This is a genomic window from Streptacidiphilus sp. MAP12-20 (genome assembly GCF_041262525.1).
Taxonomy (GTDB): domain Bacteria; phylum Actinomycetota; class Actinomycetes; order Streptomycetales; family Streptomycetaceae; genus Streptacidiphilus.
The window spans coordinates 127,874-146,377 of record NZ_JBGCCK010000006.1; the positions used below are offsets into that span (position 1 = coordinate 127,874).

Sequence of the window (18,504 nt, forward strand, 5' to 3'; positions counted from 1 at the left end):
GCACCATTGAGCAGCCAGGAGGGCCCGCCGCGCAAGCATCCCCCGCGCGCCGGGTGCAGCAGGGCAGGCGACGCGTCAGACCAGGATGGCCAGCACGGCGCCCGTCATCAGGAACGGACCGAAGGCGAGCTGACTGCGTCGGCCGGCACGGCGGGTGGCGAGCAGGACGATCGCCCAGACGCCTGCGAGCAGGGCGGCGTAGACCGTGCCGGTCAGTATCGTCCGCCAGCCGAGGTAGCCGAGTACCAGGCCGACCAGGCCGGACGCCTTCACGTCGCCGAGGCCCGCGCCGCCGAAGAGCGCCAGGACGTAGTAGCCGAGGGCGAGCGCGAGCGCGCCGAGGACGGCACGGAAGAGCGGGCCGCCGTCGCCCGGCAGGCAGAGCAGGAGCAGCAGGGCCGGGTACGCCGGGTAGGTGAGCGCGTCCGGCAGGCGGCGCAGGCGGGCGTCGAGCACGGTGAGCGCGGCGGCGAAGACCGCGAAGGCGGCGTGCGCCGGGAGCAGCAGCGACCATCCGTCGTGGAACGCGAGCGCGACGATCACGGCCGCCGCGCCGAGTGCGATCGGGAGCGCGTCGGCGCGCAGCACGCCGCGCGTCTCGGCGTCGGGACGCGGGAAGATGCGCAGCGGTCGGCCGACCGGCTCCGCCTCAGCCGCGACCTCGTAGGTCTCGCCGTCCTCGCCGGCCTCGCTGACGGGGGCGCCGGGGCCGTATGGCGCGGGGGTGGCATCGGACATGGCGGCGCTCCGTTCTCGCTTGGCCTGTCGGCCGGCGGGTGCGTGGTGCGGGCGGTCGCGGTGGGGTCATCCTTGCGCAGGGTGCCTCCGGACGTGCTCGTTTTGGGCGAACTTCGCCCGTCGGACGACTGTTACGGTGCCGGACCGCGCGGAGGAGGCGTGATGATCACCTTGCTGGTGTTCCTGACATTCGCCGCGGCGGCGTTCGCACAGTCGGTGACCGGGTTCGGCTTCGCCCTGGTCGCCGTCCCGCTGCTCGGGGCGGTCATCGTTCGCGCGGGCAGCTCACTCGTCTGAGTCCGAGCCGCTCAGTCCGGCATGGCGACGCTGCGCGCGGCGAGGATGTCGTAGCGCAGCAGCAGCGAGCGGCGCTCGTCCGGGGCGAGGGTGAGCTCCCAGCGGACGATGCCGTCCGCGTCGACGGCGTCCGGCGGCGGAACCGTCCGGTCCTTGTCCACGCGGACCTCCACCGCCGCGACCTCCGACACCGGGATCCGCTCGCGCAGCACCACCCGGACCGGGCCCGCGTCAGCGGGCGCGAAGCGGGAGAGCGAGATGCCGACCGCCCGGCTGCGCACCGAACGACCGGTGATCGCGCCGGTGAGCGTGCCCGCGCCGCGCGTCTCGGTGATCGTGCGGACCACGCGGAAGGTGTCCTCGCTGCCGAAGCAGAGCTCGGCGGGGGCGTCGGCAGCGGTGAAGCGCAGCTCGCCGCGCCCGACGAAACCACTGCCCCTGACGAGGTCGACCGGGCCGGAGAGCAGTACCTGGCCACTGGTGTTGCGGAACCTGGCCGTGCGGACCACCAGGGGCGACAGCTCCGGCACGCTGCTGAGCTCCAGCGTCGCGGCGGCTCCGGTCCGGCCGAGCGCGACGCGGTGGGCGCGTCCGTCGCTGGGCACGGTCACCGGTTCCGGCACGACGAGCCGCCGGGCCTCGCCGCCGTCGTCCACGCCGGGGAGGGCGGAGAGGGCGGGCGCAGGAGTCGTGCCGTCGTCGCCGAATGCCTCGGGGCCGAGGTCGGGGATCTCGACTTCGCGCAGGTCGACCTCGATCGTGCGGCGCTCCTCGGCGCTGCGGTCGCGCAGCACGATCACGTCCTGCGGCAGGTAGGGCGGTGCGGCGGCACGGGCCGGGCGGGCGGTGGAGAGCGTGATCCGGACGTCCGTCCACGGCTCACCGGTGCGCTGCCAGAGGAACGCGTCGCGCTCCAGCAGGAGTTGGGGGGCCTCGCCCTCGTCGAGCGTGGCGCGGTAGGCGGGACGCCACAGCGCGCAGGGGACGAGGTGGCGCACGGTCAGCTCGACCTCGGCGGCGTGGGATTCTGCAGCGTCGGCGATCTCGACGGCGGCTTCCAGGTGCGCGGTCAGCACCATGGGCCGGTCTTCGGCGTTCTCCCAGGCCAGTTGGGCCTCGATCAGCTCCTGCTTGAGCCGGGCGCGGCGGAAGCGGGCGTCGCGCAGCAGCTCAGCCTGCGTTTCCTGCTCGGCCTCGGCCCGGTCCAGGCCTTCGGCCCAGGTCTCGGGCCGCGACTCCCCCGCGCCCGCGCCTTCGGTGATCTCCCGCTGCAACTCCGTCAGCAACTGGTCCAGCACCGCGACCCGGCTCTCCCGGCGCGCGAGCTCGAGCTCCGCCCGGCGCAGCTGTTCGGAGAGGTCGTGCACGCGGCGTTCCACCTCGGACGCGTCGGGCGGCGGGCCGCCGACGGCGGAGGCGGGCGGTTCGGCCGTCCAGCGACGGACGACCCGCAGTTCCAGCACCCGGCCGGGCGTCCGGCCGTTCGGGCCGGCGGTCAGCTCGCCGCGCAGCGAGCGGTCGACGGCGAGCGGGGTCACCGGGCCTAGGCGGAGCCGGTGGACGCCGGGCGGCAGCGCGCCGAGGCGAGCGGTGCGGGTGAGCTCGGCGCGGTCCTCCAGCAGGGTCGCGGCGGTGACCGGCAGGGGGATCGGGGCCGCCGGAACGGTCTCCACGGCCTCTCGTGCGTGCTGCTCGGTCATGCGTCCCTCCGGTTACCGCCGAGGACGGCCTTGTCGGCCGGGAGGCGGAGCTCGTAGCCGGCGCGCAGCGCGGCGGTGCCGCCCGGCGGGACGACGATCCGCCAGCGGCGCAGCCCGCGTCGGCGCTCCTCGTCCTCCTCGGGCGGGACGACCGTCCACGGCGGCGTCGCGGCCGTGTCCTCGACGCGGACGTCCTTCTCGTCACTGACCGGGACCCGCTCGAGCAGTTCCAGCGAGACCGCCCGGCCCAGACGGTTGACGACGTCGATCTCGACGCTGCGAGCGACCACACTCGTGCCCGCGCGCAGGCCGGTGGTCGACTCGCTGGTGCGGCTGCGGCGGGCGACGCGCACGCCCTCCTCCACGCCGATCCCGATCCGACGGCTCTCGCCGGGCGCGAGCGACGGCATCGGCACGGTGGCGGTGTACTGGCCGTCGACCAGCACGTCGACCGGACCGGGAAGCAGCGGGTGGGGGCTGGTGTTGGTCAGCTCGACGGCGGCGTAGACCTGCGGGTCCAGGGCCGGGACGCAGAGGTGCTGCGGCGTCAGCCCGACCGGGAAGTCGTCGACGGGCACGCTGTGCCAGACCCCGTCGGCCGGGACGTCGACGGGCGCGGCCGTGTCGAAGCGGTAGGCGAACGAGGTGGACGCGCGACTGACGGGGACGGCGTGGGGCGGCGCGGTCAGGGCGTTGACGGCCAGGGCGCGACGGCGGTACTCGGCCTCGATCGGGGAGCGGCCGGCGGGACCGCCCGCGTCGGGGGCGAGGGTGCCGCGCGCGTCGCCCTGCTCGGCGTCCGGACCGGCGAGGACGAGGTCGGCGTAGTCACTGAGCGCGGGGTCCAGGGTGGGCTCGGGCGTCGGCGCGAAGACCGAGAGGGCTGCGCCGTGGGCGGCGGGCGGCGGCGGACCGCCGGGCGCTTGAGGCACGGCTGGCGTGAACGCCCCCGCCCCGGCGGCGGTGTACTGCGCCCGCACCGGCTCCTGCCCTGCACCGCGCCGGGCCGCAGCCCGACGCAGGACCGGAGCCGGGGCACTCGCCGCCTGAGGCTCGTAGGCCATGGCGACCGCAGGCACGGCCACCGCCTTCCCGGCGGCGAGAGCTCCTCCCGGTCGGACGGAGAGCGGCCGACGCGGGGACGCGCTGTCGTAGCCGTCGAAGAGTTCGGACAGCCCGGCGGGCGGCTCGCGCCACTGCGGCACGGGTGCCTCGTCCTGACGCCGTCCGAGCCGGATCGACCGAAGCTCGGGCAGCGCGGCTCGGCGTTGCAGATCCGCGGTGGAGAGGCTGAGTCGGACGCCGGTCCAGTCCTCACCGGTCCGCTGCGCGATGTTCGCCCGCAGGGCGAGGCCGCCGGTGCCGGTGTCCTGGGCGAGGCTCAGTTGGTAGGCGGGGAACCAGGTCGCCCCGGGGACGACGTACTCAAGCTCCAACTCCGTCTCCGCCCCCGTCTCCTGGCTGAGGGGCAGCTCGCCGCGAGTGATGGTCACGACGGCGTCGACGGTCGTGCGGGTGGACTCGGTGGGGAGAGCATGGGAGGCCTCGCCGAGCCGGTGCCGGGCGGTGTCGTGTACGTGCTCGGCGAGGGCGAGCGCGTCCTCCGCGGCGAGCAATCGCGCGTGCAACGCCGTGAGGCGCTCGTCGACGAACGCGGCGAGCGCGAGCAGCGCGTCGACCGGGGCGGGGCGCGGCGGGTCGCCGCGACGGGGCGTCGGCGGCACGGCGCGGAGCGCGGCGGTGGCGTCCACGCGGGCCGCGATCCGGTCGCGCCGCGCGCGGGCGGCGTCGTGCGTCTCCTCGGCGACGTCGAGCTCGCGCTGCAGGGTCGCGAGCCGCTCGCCGGGGACGACCTCGGCGCGGATCTCACGCCGCGCGTCGGTCACCCGCAGGCCCGCGAGCGCGCCGAGCACGCGGGCGCGCAGCGAGTGCGCGTCCAGCGCGAGCGGGAGCCCGGGCAGCCGCAGCCGCGTGACGTCTCCGGCGGGCGTGAACACGACGCGACGGCGGCAGAGCGCGCCCGAGGCGTAGACGGTGACGGAGTCCAGCCGCGACTCCCCTACCACTTCGCGGTCCACATGACCCCCTCCGGGTAGCCGAGGTCCTTACGGTAACCCCAACGACGCCCCGCGGCCCGGGAAGCGGCGACACCCACGGAGCGGGCTGCGCCCGGCACCCGTCGGACCGGCGGGCGGGGTCAGCGCCGGCGGGCGCCCGGCCTTTCGGCCTGAAGCCCCGCAGCCGACCCACCTACCCGGCGCCGCCCCGGCGGAGCCACGACCCGGACCGGGCCGACGGCACGCCAAGGCGCACCCGGCCTCCGGCCGAGGAAGCGCCCTGCGCCGCCTGCCCACGCGCATCCCCGGCCACTCCCGGGCCGGAGGAGCGGAGCCCTCGTCCCGGCCCCGCAGGGCCACGCCGGACGGCCGGAGCCCAAAGGAGCAGGACGGACCGCCCGCCCCGGAGGGCCACGCCGGACGGCCGGGACCCGACCGGGCGCAGCCGCCCGGCCCGACAGAGCGGACCGCCCGCCCCGGAGAGGCAGAGCAGCCCCCGCCGGAACGGACCGCCCACCCCGGAAGGCCACGCCGGACCGCCGGGACCCGACCGGGCGCAGCCGCCCGGCCCGACAGAGCGGACCGCCCGCCCCGGAGAGGCAGAGCAGCCCCCGCCGGAGACGAAGGCGCGAAGCAGCGCGGCCCGGCCCGAAGCGACAGCCCGGCCCGAAGGGGCAGCGCGGACCGCTCGCCCCGGAGGGCCACGCCGGACCGCCGGGACCCGACCGGGCGCAGCCGCCCGGCCCGACAGAGCGGACCGCCCGCCCCGGAGAGGCAGAGCAGCCCCCGCCGAAGACGAAGGCGCGAAGCAGCGCGGCCCATCCCGAAGGGGCAGCGCGGACCGCCCACCCCGGAAGGCCACGCCGGACCGCCGGGACCCGACCGGGCGGAGCCGCCCGGCCCGACAGAGCGGACCGCCCGCCCCGGAGAGGCAGAGCAGCCCCCGCCGAAGACGAAGGCGCGAAGCAGCGCGGCCCATCCCGAATGGCAGCGCGGCCCGGCCCTTACAGGGCCGTCAGCTCCCGGACCAGGTCGTCCAGGCCGAAGGAGCCCTGGGCCAGGGCGCGCATGTGCCAGGCCTTCAGGTCGAAGGTCTCGCCGCGGGCCTCCGCCGCGGCCTGCGCAGCCGCGCGGCCCGCGCGCCAGGCGCGTTCGCCGAGCTTGTAGCCGATGGCCTGGCCCGGCCAGCCCAGGTAGCGGACGATCTCGCTCTCCCGCATGTCCGCCGGGCAGCCGCTGTAGGCCGCGAAGAACTCCGAGGCCAGCTCCGGCGTCCAGGTCTCGCCCGGGCGGAAGGGAGAGTCGGCCGGAATGGTCAGGCCCAGGTGCATGCCGATGTCCATGATCACGCGGATCGTGCGCAGCATCTGCTCGTCCAGGAACCCGAGCCGGCGCGCCGGGTCGGCGAAGTAGCCGAGCTCGTCCATGAGGCGCTCCGCGTACAGCGCCCAGCCCTCCACGTTCGCGCTCACCATGCCCAGGCTGACCTGGTACGTCGACAGCGACTCCGCCGCCGCGACCCAGGAGGCCAGCTGCAGGTGGTGGCCGGGAACGCCCTCGTGGTACCAGGTGCTGACGAGCTGCCAGGTCGGGAAGGACTCCCGGTCCAGCGTCGGCAGCCAGGTGCGGCCCGGACGCGAGAAGTCCAGGCTCGGCTGCGAGTAGTAGGGCGCTGCCGCGCTGCCCGCAGGGGCGATGCGGGATTCGACGCGGCGGATCGGGCCCTGGATGTCGAAGTGCGTGCCGTCCAGCTCCTCGATGGCCTGGTCCATGACGTTCTGCAGCCAGGCGCGGATCTCCTCGACGCCCTCGACGGCGTGGCCCGCGGTCTCCAGGTACTCGATGGCCTCCATCGGCGTCGCGCCCGGCTTCACCTTCGCGGCCTCGGCGTGGATCTCGCCGTCCAGGCGGTGGAACTCGGTCCAGGCCCAGGCGTAGGCCTCGTCGAGGTCCAGATCCGCGCCGGTGTGCAGGCGCGCGGAGCGGAGGTAGAGCTCGCGGCCTGCGACGTCGGGGCGGGTCGCGGCGACCGGCCCGTAGGTGTCACGCAGCCAGGTGCGGAACTCCGCGACCGCCGCCTTCGCCGACTCGGCGGCGGCGTCGAGCGCGGGGCGCTGTGAGTCGGGGCAGTCCGCCGCGAAGGACGCGTACCAGCTGTTCTCGCCCTCGAACCAGGCTCCGAGCTGGGTGTCCACGGTCTGCACCTGCCGGGGTCCGTTGACCAGGTCGCGACGGAGGCCCTCCGCCAGCGTCTCCTGGTAGCCGCGGACCGCACCGGCGAGGTTGCCCATCCGGCCGACGTGGGTGGCCCAGTCCGCCTCGGTCTCGCTCGGGGTCGAGGAGAAGATCTGACGCACCCAGTGGATCGGCGCCGCGATGTTGCTCAGCGAGCGCAGATGGTCGCCGGCCTCGTGGACGGCGAGCTCCGCGGTCAGCCGCTCGCGCAGCAGCCGCGCGCAGGCGGCCTCCGCGGGGTCCGCCAGCGCCTCGGCGGGGAGCGCGTCGAGACGGGCCAGCGCCTCGCGGGCGAGCTCGGCCGTGCCGTCGAAGCCCTGTGGCGAGAGGTCGGGCTGGCGCGGGTCGGTCGGGTTGACGCCGAGCTCGGCGGCGACGATCGGGTTGAGTTCGACCATCGCGTCGACGTAGGCGTCTGCGATCTGTCGCGGCGTCGCCGGGCGGTCCTCGGACGCGGCCGCAGGGGACGAGGGGAGGGAATCTGCCATGCCCGTCATCCTGCACCACGGAGAGGGGTGCTACACCCGCGATTTACGGTTCGGGTTGCCGGAACCTGCCGGGACCTCGGCTGCGTAGGCGGATGCCTGCCCGGTTGATCCGCTGCCGAAACAGGGCCGGGGTCCACCCGCCTCCCCTTCGACCGCGGGTGATCGGGTAACAGGCGACGCCGATCAGGTAGGCGCAGAGGTGGCCCAGGTTGGTGAAGTTGGTGCCGACGGCCAGCAGGCCGCAGAAGAAGGCCGTCGACAGCCCGAGGTACCACCACCGCCACGGCCGGGCGAACGCCCACACCAGCACCCCGACGCCACCCGAAAGCCCGTAGCTGACGCCGATGTCGACGACGAACTCCTCCCGCCGCGAGAGCGCGTGCGCGTCGATGAGGAGGCGCACGGCGCCCTCGCTGATCAACGTCGCTCCCACGTGCGCGAGGACCACGACGACAAGCCAGCGGGCGGTGCCGAGCCACCGTTCGGCGGGGACGAGGAAGAGGTTGAAGAGCAGGAACCAGAAGAGGAAGCTGGGCGTCTCGGTCCAGAACGCGCTGCTGATCAGCACTTTGACGGGGTGATGGCTGAGCCCGGCCAGGTTGGTGCTGTGGGTCGCCAGGAACCAGTGCTTGTAGCGGGGCGACATCTGCGTGAGCGCCAAGGTGTTGAGGCCGAGGACCAGCAGCCAGATGTACGTGCCGGGCGCCGCTCGGAGGTAGGACCAGACCTGGTGGACCGCGCGCTTCATGGGGCCATTCTGCACATATGACCTGTGTGTCCCGCTGATGCGCCGAAGGCGGTGGCGTCGCAGCCATTGACACTCTTGCTGACAAGCAGTCTTATAAAACCATGGCGACGACGACCTCACCGAGCGAAGGAAGCTCCCTGCTCAGCGAACGCGAGCAGGTCGCCGAGCGCCTGCTGGCGGCCTCCGCCCGGCACTCCTTCGACCCCGACACCGAGCTGGACTGGGACGCACCGCTCGTCCCCGGCCTCTGGTTCATGCCCGCGCACCTGGTCTCCCTCTACGGGACACCGCTCTGGGAGCGGATGAGCGAGGAGCAGCGGATCGAGCTCTCGCGTCACGAGTCCGCGAGCATCGCCTCGGCCGGGATCTGGTTCGAGATCATCCTGATGCAGCTGCTCTCCCGTCACATCTACGCCATGGACCCGCGCACCGGTCATGTCCGCTACGCCCTGACCGAGGTGGCGGACGAGTGCCGGCACTCGAAGATGTTCGCGAGGCTGCTCACCAAACTGGAGACCCCCTGGTACGGGCCGAGCGGCACGACCCGCTTCCTCGGCCGGATCATGAAGACCACGGCGCCGACTCCGGCCGCGTTCATGGCCACGCTGCTCGCCGAGGAGATCCTGGACCGCACACAGCGGGCGACCTTTCCCGACGAGAGCGTGCAGCCGCTGCTGCGCGGCATCACCCGGATCCACGTGATCGAGGAGGCCCGCCACGTGCGCTACGCCCGCGAGGAGCTGCGCCGCCAGATGGCGACGGCCCCGGCCTGGGAGCGCGCCTACACGCGGCTGACCTCCGGCGAGTCGGCGGTGGTCGTCTCGCGCTCGCTGATCAGCCCGAAGGTCTACGGCGCGGTCGGCCTGGACATCGGCGAGGCGCTGCGCGAGGCGCGCGCCAGCGAGCACCGACGGGAGACGCTGCGCTGGTCCGCCGAGAAGTTGGTCGAGTTCCTGGAGGAGATCGGCGTGATCCACGGCCGCGCGGAGCGGGCGCGGTGGCGACAGGCGGGCCTCCTCTGACCTTGCCGGTTCCGCACCGCTGCAAGGCCGTAGTCTGGGCGGGTGACCCGAGCGACCGCTGACGAGACCCCCGCGACCGCGCCGCGCGCCCGCCGCGGACCGTACCGGCGGCTGCCGGTGGAGCAGCGCCGCGAGCAGTTGATCGCGGTCGCGCTCGAACTCTTCAGCCGGCACGCGCCGGAGGAGGTCTCGCTCGACGAGGTCGCCGCCGCGGCGGGCGCGTCCCGACCGCTGGTCTACCGCTACTTCCCTGGCGGGAAGCAGCAGTTGTACGAGGCCGCGCTGCGCACCGCCGCGAGCGAGCTGACCCGCCGCTTCGTCGAGCCCTCCGAGGGCACGCCGACGGAGCGGCTGGCGCATGCGCTCGACCGCTACCTCTCCTTCGTCCGCGAGCACGCGGCCGGCTACGGCGCGCTGCTGCGCGGCGGCTCGGCGGTGGAGACGCAGCGCACGACGGCGATGGTGGACGAGGTCCGCCGGGCGGCGTTCACGAACATCGTCGAACACCTGGGGGTCGAGGACCCCGGCCCCCGCCTCGGGCTGCTGATCCGCTCGTGGGTGGCGGTGGTCGAGGCGACGGCGCTGACCTGGCTGGACGAGGGCGACGTCGGCAGCGTCGAGTCGCTGCGCGACTGGCTGGTGGACGAGTTCGTGGCGATGTTCGCGGTGACCGCGCTGCACGACGCGCAGAGCGCGCGGGTGCTGCGCCGTCTGCTCACCCACTACGACGGCGCGGGCCCGGGCGCCAAACTGATCGAGGGCCTCGGCGGCCTGCTCCTCCCGGAGGAGTAGGCCGGCACGGCCTGAAGGGGCGCGAGGAACCGCGCGGCCAAGCCGCGCCGCCCTCCAGATAAGGAGACGTTGCACTACCCCCAGGGGCGCGAGGAACTGCGCGAGAAACCACCCAGTGCGGATGGCCCTGTTCGCGCGGCGACCCACCACTTCAGTGGCTTGTCGCGCAGTTCCTCGCGCCCCTGAGATGTTGCAACTGGCCCTATTGCCGAAGCCTTACGCCTTGCCGAGAACCTGGCGCTGAACGCCCAAGCCGTCGATCTCCAGTTCCATCACGTCGCCCGGGCGGAGCCACGGCTGGCCGGGGGTGCCCATGGCGACGCCGGCCGGGGTGCCGGTGTTCACCACGTCGCCCGGGTGGAGGACCATGAACTGGCTGAGGTACCAGACCACATGCCGCACATCGAAGATCATGTTCGCGGTCGAGCCGTTCTGCCGGAGCTCGCCGTTGACGCGCAGGCGCAGCCCGAGCGTCTGGGGGTCGGCCACCTCGTCCGACGTGACCAACCAGGGGCCCATCGGGTTGAAGGTCTCGCAGGACTTGCCCTTGTCCCAGGTGCCGCCGCGCTCCAGCTGCCATTCGCGCTCGGAGACGTCGTTGGTGATCGTGTAGCCCGCGATCACCGCCGCCGCGTCCGCCGGGGAGGCGAGGTAGCGGGCCTCCGCGCCGATGACGATCGCGAGTTCGATCTCGTAGTCCGTCTTCTCGCTGCCGCGCGGGACCAGGACCTCGTCGTCGGGGCCGATGACCGTGTCGCTCGCCTTCATGAAGACCACCGGCTCCGCCGGGATCGCCGCGCCCGTTTCGCGGGCGTGGTCGCTGTAGTTGAGGCCGATACAGACGACCTTGCCCGGACGCGCCACCGGCGCGCCGACGCGGAGGCCGGCCAGCGGGACGAGCGGGAACTCGCCCGCGTCCGCGCGTGCGGCTATCTCCGCGCGGCGCTCGGCCGTCAGCGAAGCGAGGAACGTGCCGTCGATGTCCGGCGTGAGCGCGGACAGGTCGAAGGCACCCGCCGCGTCCGCGGCGAGCAGCGCGGGCCGCTCGGCGCCCGCCGGTCCTATGCGCAGGAAACGCACCTGCGATCACCCACCTTGCGATCGGGACGGTCCGGTCGCCCACCGTCGCTTGGAGTCAGAGATGCGTTTCTATCAAAGGGGACCGACAGAGGCCATGACAGGCCCGCCATACGGACGGGTAACCAACGCGGAGGCAAAAACTGAATAGACCGATTCACTCATTCGGCCGGAGGTGAAAGGATGTGCCCGAAGACGACGAAAGGTGAGGCGCATGGCGCGCAAGGCTCCCGCGACGGACCCGGCGCAGGACGCGCCCTCGACCGGCGCGCCGCAGCACGCGGCCGCGGGTATCCCCGCGCTCCGGCACACCACGCGGATGGCCGCCGCGCAGATGGGCCTGCCGCGCGCGGTGAAGACCCTCCTCAAGCTGAACCAGCCGGACGGCTTCGACTGCCCCGGCTGCGCCTGGCCGGAGCCGGACCACACCCACGTCGCCGAATTCTGCGAGAACGGCGCGAAGGCCGTCGCCGAGGAGGCGACGCTGCGCCGGATCGGTCCTGAGTTCTTCGCCGAGCACTCCGTCGCCGAACTCGCGGAGCGCAGCGGCTACTGGCTCGGCCAGCAGGGCCGGCTCACCACGCCGATGCTGCTGGACGAGGGCGCCACCCACTACACCCCCGTCTCCTGGGACGACGCGCTGCAACTGGTCGCGGACGAGCTCAAGGCGCTGGACACCCCCGACCAGGCCGCGTTCTACACCTCCGGCCGGACCTCCAACGAGGCCGCCTTCGTCTACCAGCTCTTCGCCCGCCAGCTCGGCACCAACAACCTGCCCGACTGCTCGAACATGTGCCACGAGTCCTCCGGCTCGGCGCTGACCGAGACGCTGGGCGTCGGCAAGGGCAGCGTCAGCCTCAAGGACCTCTACCAGGCGGACCTGATCATCGTCGCCGGGCAGAACCCGGGCACCAACCACCCGCGGATGCTCTCCGCGCTGGAGCGCGCCAAGCGCGCGGGCGCGACGATCGTCAGTGTGAACCCGCTTCCCGAGGCGGGTCTCGAGCGGTTCAAGGACCCGCAGAGCGCGCGCGGACTGATCGGCGGCGGCACCAAGCTGACCGATCTCTTCCTCCAGATCCGGCTCGGCGGCGACCTGGCGCTCTTCCGCGCGCTGAACCTGCTGCTGCTGGAGGCCGAGGAGAAACACCCGGGTGAGGTGCTGGACCGGGCGTTCATCGAGGAGCACTGCGCCGGATTCGAGGAGTTCGCCGCCGAGGCCCGCGCCACCGACTGGGCGGAGGTGCACGCGGCCACCGGCCTGCCGGACAGTCAGATCCTTGAACTCTCGGAGCTGGTGCTGAAGTCGGAGAAAATCATCGTTTGCTGGGCCATGGGCCTGACGCAGCACCAGCACTCGGTGCCGACGATCCGCGAGGTCGTCAACTTCCTGCTGCTGCGCGGCAATGTGGGACGACAGGGTGCCGGCGTCTGCCCGGTGCGCGGGCACAGCAACGTCCAGGGCGACCGGACCATGGGCATCTTCGAGCGGCCCAGTGCCGCCTTCCTGGACGCGCTCGGCAAGGAGTTCCACTTCGAGCCGCCGCGCGAGCACGGCCTGGACGTGGTGGACACGATCCGCGGCATGCGCGACGGCAAGGTGAAGGTCTTCTTCGCCATGGGCGGCAACTTCGTCGCGGCCTCCCCCGACACCGAGGTCACCGAGGCGGCCATGCGCGGCTGTCGGCTGACCGTGCACGTCTCCACCAAGCTGAACCGCTCGCACGTCGTAACCGGCTCGCGCGCGCTGATCCTGCCCACGCTCGGCCGGACCGACCAGGACCGCCAGGCGTCGGGCCCGCAGCAGGTCACCGTCGAGGACTCGATGGGCATGGTGCACGCCTCGCGCGGCGCGCTGCGGCCGCCGGCCCCCGAGCTGCACTCCGAGGTCGCCATCGTCTGCAAGCTGGCGCGCCGCACGCTCGGCCCGAAGAACACCGTGCCGTGGGAGGACTTCAACGCCTCCTACAACAACATCCGCGACCGCATCGCGCGGGTGATCCCCGGCTTCGAGAACTACAACGTCAAGATCGAGTCGCCGGGCGGCTTCACGCTCCCGCACGCGCCGCGCGACAAGCGGGCCTTCCCCACCACGACGGGCAAGGCGAACTTCACCGTCAACGCGATGACCGCGCCGGTCGTCCCCGAGGGCCGACTGCTGCTGCAGACGCTGCGCTCGCACGACCAGTACAACACCACGATCTACGGCCTCGACGACCGCTACCGCGGCATCATCGGCGGTCGCCGGGTGGTGCTGCTGCACCCCGAGGACGCGGCGGCGCACGGCGTGGCCGAGGGCGCGTACGTCGACCTGGTCAGCGAGTGGAGCGACGGCGTGGAACGGCGCGCGCCGCACTTCCGGGTCGTGCACTATCCGACCACGCGCGGCTGCGCGGCGGCGTACTACCCGGAGACGAACGTGCTGGTCCCGCTGGACAGCACGGCCGAGACCAGCAACACGCCGACCTCGAAGTCGGTCGTGATCAGGCTGGAGCCGGACTCACTCCCCAGCGGCGGCTGAGCCGGAGGCGGAGGGCTTCGCGGCAGCCGCCCCGGAGGCCGACCCTGAGGCCGACCCTGACGCGGACACCGGAGCCGACGCCGAGGCGCGGGCCGAGGACGTGACGCCGGCCGACGGAGTGGCCGTGGTCGAGGGCGTGACGCTCGGGCTCGGCGTGGGCTTGGCCGTCGGGGTCCCGCTGGGGTTCCCCGTCGGCGTCCCGCTCGGTGACCCGGTCGGCTCGGGCGTCGGGGTGACGGTCGGGGGCGCAGTCGGCTTGGGCGTCGGCTTCGGCGTGGGCTTGGGCGTCGGGACCGGGGTCTGGACCGGCGTGATCGGGCCGATCGGCTGCGGGTCGGTCGAGGCAGGGGGCGCGGTCGGCGGGGTGTAGCTGCCGAGCGAGGCGTCCTGCGGGTCGGGCCGGACCGCGCCCAGGATGGGGTTCTGCGCGATCGGCGCGATGTCCACGTAGGCGCCCGGGTGCGGGGCCTGGATCACCAGGCCGCCCCCGATGTAGAGGGCGACGTGGCTGGCGCCGGAGAAGTAGAGGATCAGGTCGCCCGGACGCAGCTGGTTCAGCGGGACGTGGGTCAGCTGAGCCCACTGCTCCTCGCTGGTGCGCGGGATCGGCATCCCGGCGTGCAGCCAGGCCTGCGAGGTCAGTCCCGAGCAGTCGAAGACCTGCGGTCCGGCGCCGCCCCAGACGTAGGGCTTGCCCAACTGCGCGAACGCGTACGCGACCGCCGCGGCGCCCGCGGCGGACGGCTTCGTGCCGTTCTTGCCCAGTGCGCCGGAGGCCAGGAGTGCGAGCTGGGCCGCACTGGCCTGCTGCTGCTCCAGCTGCGAGAGCTCCGCGCGCTGCACGCCGGTCAGGTTGGAGACCAACTGCTCGACGCTGGTGAGCTCCTTGTTGATGCCGTCCTTCACCTTGGCCTGGGCCGCGACCAACTGCTGGACGCGCTGCTGGGCGCTCACCGCGGCGTTCTGCGAGGTGACCAGCGCGGCCTGGTCCGTGGCGAGCTGAGCGAGCAGGTCCGCCTGGGAGTGGGCGGCCGCGTCGAGCAGCTCCTTGCCGTGCATCATGGCCTGCGGGTTGTCGGCGAAGAGCAGCCGGGTCAGGTCGGAGACCGCCCCGTCGCGGTACTGCTGCGAGGCCAGCGCGCCGGCCATCGCGGTGCCCGCGTCGACCTGCGCCTGCGCGTCCTCGACCTGGACCTTGAGCTCCAGCACGTCGGTCTGGGCCTGGGTCAGCTGCTCGGACATGGCGTCGTACTTCTGGGTCGCCGTCTCCATCTGCTGATAGAGCGCGTGCAGGCGGTTCAGGATCGGCAGCAGCGTCTGCTCGGCCTGGGTCAGACCGGCCATCCCGCCGGTCGCCGTCACGCCGCCGCCGACACCACTGCCGCTGCCGCTCGGCGCCGCGCTCGCCATGCCCGCCGGCAGGACCGCCAGCGACACCGCCGCGAGCAGCACGCCGCAGCGCAGCGCTCCGCGCAGCCATGGACGTCGTCGCATGCCCCCGTTGCCCAGCACTTCGCCCCGCCCCTTCGTCACGCCGCGTCCGGACGGCCCCGCCCCTGGAGCCCGCCCACCCTGCGGCCGTGGGCGATCCTCCCACGGCGCCGCCGCGGACGGCAGTACACGTCCTGGATTCTGAGAGCTCTCACACCTGGCACACCGGGGGCCGTTTCCTACTCAGCCGACCACCCGTCAGTGAATGTGACGCATGACTCACGCCCCCGCACGACAAACGGGAGTTGAACGCTGGAGGCCAGACACCGTACGGGCGACTCCGTAAACAGAAGATCAAGCTATGCACCTTTTGTCATGTTTCGCTGGCTACATCAACCTCGAATAGTGCGTCAGTTAACCTTCCGTTCACCGAAGGTCCCTACGGTCACGCACGCGGCGACCGTCGCTTCCGCTGAGACGATTGTTTGGGCATGGGACACATCTCGTTCCTGGTGACCGCCGTAGTGATCACGGCACTCGCCTTCGACTTCACCAACGGCTTCCACGACACGGCCAACTCGATGGCCACCTCGATCGCCACCGGAGCCCTGCGGCCCAAGGTCGCCGTCGCGATCTCCGCAGTGCTGAATCTGGGCGGAGCCTTCCTCTCCGTCGCCGTCGCCAAGACCATCTCCGGCGGAATCCTCGACGAGAAGGCCGGCCTCAAGCCGCAGATCGTCTTCGCCGCTCTGATCGGCGCGATCGTCTGGAACCTCGTCACCTGGCTGCGCGGCATCCCGTCCAGTTCCTCGCACGCCCTCTACGGCGGCCTGATCGGCGCGACGCTGATGGCCGTCGGCACGAACGGCGTCCACTTCGACGTGGTCGTCACCAAGATCCTGATCCCGGCGATCGCCTCCCCGATCGTCGCGGGCCTGGCCGCCTGGGGCGCGACCAAGCTGGCCTACAGGGCGACCCGCAAGAGCGACGCGGCCACCACTACCAAGGGCTTCAAGGCGGGCCAGATCGCCTCGGCCGCACTGGTCTCCGTCGCGCACGGCACCAACGACGCGCAGAAGACCATGGGCGTCATCACCCTGACCCTGATCACGGCAGGCTCGCTGGCCCCCGGCGCCAACCCGCCGCTCTGGGTCATCCTCGCCTCCGGCGTGGCGATCGCGGCCGGCACGTACATCGGCGGCTGGCGCATCGTCCGCACCATGGGCAAGGGCATCACCGAGATCGAGCCCGCCCAGGGCTTCACCGCGCAGACCGCGGCGGCCACGGTCATCCTGACCTCCTCGCACATGGGCTACGGCCTGTCCACCACGCACGTCTGCTCCGGCGGCATCATGGGCGCCGGCAAGGGCCGCGCCGACGGCGTCGTGCACTGGTCGACGGCGCGCAAGATGGCCTACGCCTGGGGCCTCACGCTGCCGGCCGCGGGCGCTGTCGGCGGCCTGGGCGTGCTCCTGGCCGACCAGGGCGCCTGGGGCGAGATCGCGCTGGCCGTCCTCGGAGCGGGCTTCTCGACCTGGATCTACCTGCTGTCGCGTCGCCAGAAGGTCGACGCCGGCAACGTCGTCGCCGAGGAGATCTCCCTCGCGACCGAGGTCCCGCCGACCACCCCCGCCACCACGCCCGTCGCGGCCTGAGGAGACGATCCGAGATGAGCATCAAGTGGGCTGCGCTCGGCAGCACCTTCGGTCTGAGTCTGCTGATCACGCTGGCCGTGGTCGGTGCGTTCTGCGCCGGCATCGCGGCGCTGAGCCGCAAGGAGCGGGTCTCCGGCGGGGCGGCGACCGCTTCGCTCGGCGCGGCGGTGATCTGCTTCGGCGCCTGCGCGAGCGCGGTGGCCTACGGACTGTTCCTGATCTGGAGCAAGAAGTAGTCCCGACCGGCTGAACGCAAACGAAGGGGCCCGCGGCCTGGCCGCTCCACGGAGATGTGGAGAGGCGGGACCGCGGGCCCCTTCGGGTTCTGCGGCCGAACGACCTCAGAAGGACGGGACGCTCGCCGTCGAGGCTCGGGCGTTCGGCGAGTCGGCCTTGGCGAGGTCCGGACGGCCGCCGCGTGGCCTCATCGCCGTGGCGACGAGCGTCGCGGCCACGCCGACGACGACCCAGGCGATCAGCACCAGCAGCGGCTTGGTGATCGCCGTCCCGTCGAAGTAGGCGATCGAGCGGTTCAGGCTGGTGCCGGCGCCGTTCGGCAGCCATGGGCCGATGGCCCGCCAGAAGGCCGGCATCAGCGGCGGCGGGAAGACCCCGCCGGAGCTCGGGTTCCCGAGGATCACGAAGAGCAGCACGGCGATCCCGATGCCGATGACGTCGAAGAAGCACTCCAGCGCCATCGTCACCGCGCCGACGCCGAAGACGACGAGGGTGCCGACACCCCACAGGGCCATCAGACTGCCCGGCAGCGCGTTCAGGATCGGGCCCGCGATCACCGCTCCGCCGATGCCGGCCGCGATCGAGTAGAGCAGCAGTGCGCCCAGCCGGATGACCGCCCGCCGGAGGTTGGCCGGCCGGGTGCCCGCGCTGATGCCGAGCAGCGAGGCGACGAGGTACCCGCCGACGCACCAGCCGATCGCCAGGTAGAAGCCGGACAGCCCCTCGGCGTCCCCGTCGGCCAGCGGCACCACGTCGCTGACGGCGATGGTCCGGCCCTGCTGCTTCTCTGCCGCGGTGACGACCTGGCTGATCGCCGTGGCCAGCGCCGGCCCTGAGGCGTTGGCGACCAGCAGCTTGTCCTGCGTGCCAGCCGGGTTCACCACCAGTGCCGAGTAGAGCTTCTGGTCCGTCATCTCCTTGGTCGCTGCCGCCTCGTCCGCGACCGGCTTCGCGTCCAGCACGTGCTTGGGCAGCCCGTTCAACCCGGCCACCGTCTGCGCGCTGACCTGCTGCGGTGCGACGACGCCGATGGACGCCTTGTCGGGGAAGGGGTGATGCAGGGCGCCGATGTAGGACACGATGAACCCCAACTGGAGCAGGAGCACCGCCACCACGAGCAGGGCCGTGCGGCCGTTGACGGCGTCCTTCAGCTCGGCGACGAAGCCGCGTCCGCCTTTCGGGGCCCTGTTCCCGCTCACTCCACTGGCCATCGGGTCGTCCGTTCGTCCTTGAGGCATGAAACGGACAGAACACTATATTTCGGCTGCTCCCGGCCGGTGCTGCCACGCCGGTACTCAGGGGCGCGAGGAACCACCCTCCCCCAGCCTTCGGCCGGGAGGTGCCCCCGTGCGGATGGCCCTGTGCGTTCGGTGCTCTACCTCGCGGGTGGCTTGTCGCGCAGTTCCCCGCGCCCCTGGGGAGAGTGCAACGGGCCCACCGTCGTGACCTGTCGCGCCCACGCGCCGGAGGCGCAAATCAGCAGAGCCCCGCGCCCCTGGGTGGTTG

14 protein-coding genes are annotated in these 18,504 nt (G+C 72.8%); 6 read left to right on the plus strand and 8 right to left on the minus strand.

Annotated features, from left to right (window positions below; all coding sequences use genetic code 11):
* Window positions 1-75: 75 nt before the first annotated feature.
* A complete protein-coding gene (locus ABIA32_RS09975; RefSeq protein ID WP_370093634.1) occupies window positions 76-738 on the minus strand; it encodes a prepilin peptidase in 663 nt (220 codons plus the stop codon).
* A gap of 162 nt (window positions 739-900) precedes the next feature.
* On the opposite strand from ABIA32_RS09975, the gene ABIA32_RS09980 reads away from it, so the two are divergent.
* On the plus strand, window positions 901-1,035 hold the full coding sequence (locus tag ABIA32_RS09980; protein WP_370093635.1) for a hypothetical protein: 135 nt from the start codon (window positions 901-903) through the stop codon (window positions 1,033-1,035).
* 11 nt (window positions 1,036-1,046) lie between these two features.
* Here ABIA32_RS09980 and ABIA32_RS09985 read toward each other — a convergent pair whose 3' ends face one another.
* The 4 genes from ABIA32_RS09985 to ABIA32_RS10000 form a co-directional block, all read right to left on the minus strand.
* On the minus strand, window positions 1,047-2,735 hold the full coding sequence (locus ABIA32_RS09985; protein WP_370093636.1) for a mucoidy inhibitor MuiA family protein: 1,689 nt from the start codon (window positions 2,733-2,735) through the stop codon (window positions 1,047-1,049).
* Window positions 2,732-4,813, minus strand: a complete 2,082-nt coding sequence (locus ABIA32_RS09990; protein ID WP_370093637.1) for a DUF4139 domain-containing protein — start codon at window positions 4,811-4,813, stop codon at window positions 2,732-2,734. The genes ABIA32_RS09985 and ABIA32_RS09990 overlap by 4 nt, the downstream gene beginning before the upstream one ends.
* 983 nt (window positions 4,814-5,796) lie before the next feature.
* Window positions 5,797-7,515 (minus strand): DUF885 domain-containing protein, encoded by a 1,719-nt coding sequence (locus tag ABIA32_RS09995; protein ID WP_370093638.1) that lies wholly within the window; start codon window positions 7,513-7,515, stop codon window positions 5,797-5,799.
* A gap of 43 nt (window positions 7,516-7,558) precedes the next feature.
* Window positions 7,559-8,263 (minus strand): rhomboid-like protein, encoded by a 705-nt coding sequence (locus ABIA32_RS10000; RefSeq protein ID WP_370093639.1) that lies wholly within the window; start codon window positions 8,261-8,263, stop codon window positions 7,559-7,561.
* A 101-nt stretch (window positions 8,264-8,364) separates the two neighbouring features.
* Here ABIA32_RS10000 and ABIA32_RS10005 point away from each other — a divergent pair, with 101 nt between their 5' ends.
* Window positions 8,365-9,285 carry a diiron oxygenase gene (locus ABIA32_RS10005; RefSeq protein ID WP_370093640.1) on the plus strand — a complete coding sequence of 307 codons (921 nt, stop codon included), beginning with the start codon at window positions 8,365-8,367 and terminating at the stop codon, window positions 9,283-9,285.
* Between the two features lie 42 nt (window positions 9,286-9,327).
* Window positions 9,328-10,077: a TetR/AcrR family transcriptional regulator gene (locus tag ABIA32_RS10010; RefSeq protein ID WP_370093641.1), complete on the plus strand. Its 750-nt coding sequence runs from the start codon at window positions 9,328-9,330 to the stop codon at window positions 10,075-10,077.
* A 216-nt stretch (window positions 10,078-10,293) separates the two neighbouring features.
* Here ABIA32_RS10010 and ABIA32_RS10015 read toward each other — a convergent pair whose 3' ends face one another.
* Complete coding sequence (locus ABIA32_RS10015; RefSeq protein WP_370093642.1) at window positions 10,294-11,157, minus strand: fumarylacetoacetate hydrolase family protein; 864 nt, start codon at window positions 11,155-11,157, stop codon at window positions 10,294-10,296.
* Between the two features lie 211 nt (window positions 11,158-11,368).
* On the opposite strand from ABIA32_RS10015, the gene ABIA32_RS10020 reads away from it, so the two are divergent.
* Window positions 11,369-13,675, plus strand: coding sequence for an FdhF/YdeP family oxidoreductase (locus tag ABIA32_RS10020; protein ID WP_370093643.1), 2,307 nt, complete (start codon window positions 11,369-11,371; stop codon window positions 13,673-13,675).
* Here ABIA32_RS10020 and ABIA32_RS10025 read toward each other — a convergent pair.
* On the minus strand, window positions 13,655-15,169 hold the full coding sequence (locus tag ABIA32_RS10025) for an NlpC/P60 family protein (RefSeq protein WP_370093644.1): 1,515 nt from the start codon (window positions 15,167-15,169) through the stop codon (window positions 13,655-13,657). The two genes, ABIA32_RS10020 and ABIA32_RS10025, sit on opposite strands and share 21 nt — an antisense overlap.
* A gap of 428 nt (window positions 15,170-15,597) precedes the next feature.
* Between ABIA32_RS10025 and ABIA32_RS10030 the strand changes: the two genes are divergently transcribed.
* Together ABIA32_RS10030 and ABIA32_RS10035 are read left to right on the plus strand one after the other, a co-directional pair.
* Window positions 15,598-16,761 carry an anion permease gene (locus tag ABIA32_RS10030; protein ID WP_370093645.1) on the plus strand — a complete coding sequence of 388 codons (1,164 nt, stop codon included), beginning with the start codon at window positions 15,598-15,600 and terminating at the stop codon, window positions 16,759-16,761.
* Between the two features lie 14 nt (window positions 16,762-16,775).
* Complete coding sequence (locus ABIA32_RS10035) at window positions 16,776-16,997, plus strand: hypothetical protein (protein WP_370093646.1); 222 nt, start codon at window positions 16,776-16,778, stop codon at window positions 16,995-16,997.
* Between the two features lie 105 nt (window positions 16,998-17,102).
* On the opposite strand, the gene ABIA32_RS10040 is transcribed toward ABIA32_RS10035, so the two are convergent.
* Window positions 17,103-18,209: a DUF3533 domain-containing protein gene (locus ABIA32_RS10040; RefSeq protein ID WP_370093802.1), complete on the minus strand. Its 1,107-nt coding sequence runs from the start codon at window positions 18,207-18,209 to the stop codon at window positions 17,103-17,105.
* Window positions 18,210-18,504 lie beyond the last annotated feature (295 nt).

Excerpts from the sequence above, each read along its gene's own strand:
- ABIA32_RS09975 (WP_370093634.1), bottom strand. The coding sequence starts at position 738 with ATGTCCGATGCCACCCCCGCGCCATACGGCCCCGGCGCCCCCGTCAGC.
- ABIA32_RS09980 (WP_370093635.1), top strand. The coding sequence starts at position 901 with ATGATCACCTTGCTGGTGTTCCTGACATTCGCCGCGGCGGCGTTCGCA.
- ABIA32_RS09985 (WP_370093636.1), bottom strand. The coding sequence starts at position 2,735 with ATGACCGAGCAGCACGCACGAGAGGCCGTGGAGACCGTTCCGGCGGCC.
- ABIA32_RS09995 (WP_370093638.1), bottom strand. The coding sequence starts at position 7,515 with ATGGCAGATTCCCTCCCCTCGTCCCCTGCGGCCGCGTCCGAGGACCGC.
- ABIA32_RS10000 (WP_370093639.1), bottom strand. The coding sequence starts at position 8,263 with ATGAAGCGCGCGGTCCACCAGGTCTGGTCCTACCTCCGAGCGGCGCCC.
- ABIA32_RS10005 (WP_370093640.1), top strand. The coding sequence starts at position 8,365 with ATGGCGACGACGACCTCACCGAGCGAAGGAAGCTCCCTGCTCAGCGAA.
- ABIA32_RS10020 (WP_370093643.1), top strand. The coding sequence starts at position 11,369 with ATGGCGCGCAAGGCTCCCGCGACGGACCCGGCGCAGGACGCGCCCTCG.
- ABIA32_RS10025 (WP_370093644.1), bottom strand. The coding sequence starts at position 15,169 with ATGCGACGACGTCCATGGCTGCGCGGAGCGCTGCGCTGCGGCGTGCTG.
- ABIA32_RS10030 (WP_370093645.1), top strand. The coding sequence starts at position 15,598 with ATGGGACACATCTCGTTCCTGGTGACCGCCGTAGTGATCACGGCACTC.
- ABIA32_RS10035 (WP_370093646.1), top strand. The coding sequence starts at position 16,776 with ATGAGCATCAAGTGGGCTGCGCTCGGCAGCACCTTCGGTCTGAGTCTG.
- ABIA32_RS10040 (WP_370093802.1), bottom strand. The coding sequence starts at position 18,209 with ATGGCCAGTGGAGTGAGCGGGAACAGGGCCCCGAAAGGCGGACGCGGC.